This window comes from Mesorhizobium sp. M2C.T.Ca.TU.002.02.1.1 (assembly GCF_003997225.1).
In genome coordinates, this window is sequence record NZ_RZTO01001030.1 from 1 (window position 1) to 1,878 (window position 1,878).

Here is a 1,878-nt window from a genome sequence, read left to right on the forward strand (position 1 = left end):
GGCCATGCCGTAGCCGTAGCGGTCGAGCGCGCGCTTCGCCGCGTCGCGCAGGTCCGGGCTGTCGGCGAGGCCGAGATAGTTGTTGGCGCAGAAGTTCAGCACCTTCTGCCCAGTGACCTCGATCTCGGCGGACTGCATGGAGGAAATCACCCGCTCGGATTTGTAGAGCCCGGCCGATTTCAGGCCTTCGAGCTCGCTGTCGATATGGGAAAGGAATGCTTTGCTCATGGTCCGGCCCTGTTCGCTTCGAGGCCGGACTGTCGCGCCACGGCTGCAAAAAATCCATCGCAAAAGCGACCGCTTCGGTGGCGTCGCGAAAGCCCGATCGCAATCCTTTGCCATGGCGCGGCGGCAATAGGATCAAAAATGAGGTAAGCGGGAAAGGACGTGATAACCATCTTGCGAGCTTTGCCAAGCCGCCATGACGGCCGCAGGCATCCCTTGCCGACCCGTTAACTCTTTCCAGGCAAGCGTTTTCCCGCCGTATCCAGGGCAGGAATCCGTCGACCGGAGGGGTCACTTAAGTTATGTCGCAGCAGCCAGTGCAGAGCGTTTCGCGCAAGCTGATCCTGCTCATCAAGACCGGCTACTGGCTGGCGCTGACGATCATCGCCGCCATGGTGATCGCCTCCTTCGTCCTTCTGCAGCAATTGATGGCGCAGCAGCAGCACAACCATGCGCTGCTCGACATCGTCTCGATGCAGAAGGCGCTCTCGCAGCGCATCGTCTTCCTGGCCGGCGCCACGGGTGCCGCGTCGCGCGACAAGCAGCCGGCGCTGGTCACCGCGCTCAAGCAGGCGACAGGCGAGTTCGAGACCAATTACGATCGGCTGCTCAAGGAGACCGGCGCCGATCCGCTCTCGCCGGCACGAAACGACCCGAAGTCGATCGAATATGTGCTGTTCAGCAAGCCGTTCCACCTCGACTACTTCTCGGTCGGCCTCGTCGCCAATGGCGACAGGCTGGTGTCGTCCTTCGCGTCGCAACTCGGCATGCAGAGCGACGGCTACAAGGGCGGCGGCGACCGCGTCGGTCTCGACGCTTCCGTCGCCAACGCGACCATGTCCGGCTATGCCGCGCTTGGCCAGCGCATCAGCGCCTTCGCCGACCAAAAATCCAGCAACATCCTCGACCTGCACCGCACGCTGTTCTTCGCCACCCTCGGCGTCATCGTGCTGGTGGCGCTGTTCATCTTCCGGCCGATGTCCAACGCCATCCTGCGCAAGACGCGCGAGTTGGTCGACGCGCGCAACTCGATGGCTTTCATCGCCGTGCATGACGGCCTGACGGGGCTGCACAACCGCACCTTCCTCACCGACCATTTCGACACGCTGATCAAGGGCGCGCACCGCCGGCGCGAGCGTCTGGCGGTGATCCAGTTCGACCTCGATCGTTTCAAGCAGATCAACGACACGCTTGGCCATGCCGCCGGTGACTATGTGCTGGTGGTGACGGCCCAACGCATGCGCGATTCCTGCCGGGCGTCCGACCTCTGCGCGCGGCTCGGCGGCGACGAGTTCGTCATGATCCTCAACGGCGCCGGCACCACCGAGGACATCCATGCGCTCGCCAAGCGCATCCTCGGCGAGATCAACGAGCCGATCACCTTCCAGGGCACGACCATCATGCCTGGCGCCAGCGCCGGCATCGCGGTCTATCCGGTCGACGCCGACAACGCGCAGGACCTGCTCGTCCATGCCGACCTCGCGCTCTATTCCGCCAAGAAGCTCGGCGGCGGCAACTTCTCCTTCTTCTCCGAGGAGCTGCGCCGCGAGCTCGACTACCGCAAGCAGCTCGAACAGGACATCCGCATGGCGATCGCCAACAGGAGCTTCGAGGTCTATTTCCAGCCGCAGGTGTCGCTGACCAGCGGCAAGA

1 protein-coding gene and 1 pseudogene are annotated in these 1,878 nt (G+C 63.5%); one reads left to right on the plus strand and one right to left on the minus strand.

Annotation, left to right across the window (positions count from 1 at the left end; translation table 11 throughout):
- Positions 1-228: pseudogene (locus EOD07_RS32915) on the minus strand (glycine C-acetyltransferase); the annotation flags it as partial.
- Between the two features lie 299 nt (positions 229-527).
- On the opposite strand from EOD07_RS32915, the gene EOD07_RS32920 reads away from it, so the two are divergent.
- The coding region (locus EOD07_RS32920) for a GGDEF domain-containing protein (RefSeq protein ID WP_127238203.1) at positions 528-1,878 on the plus strand (1,351 nt) is incomplete at its 3' end.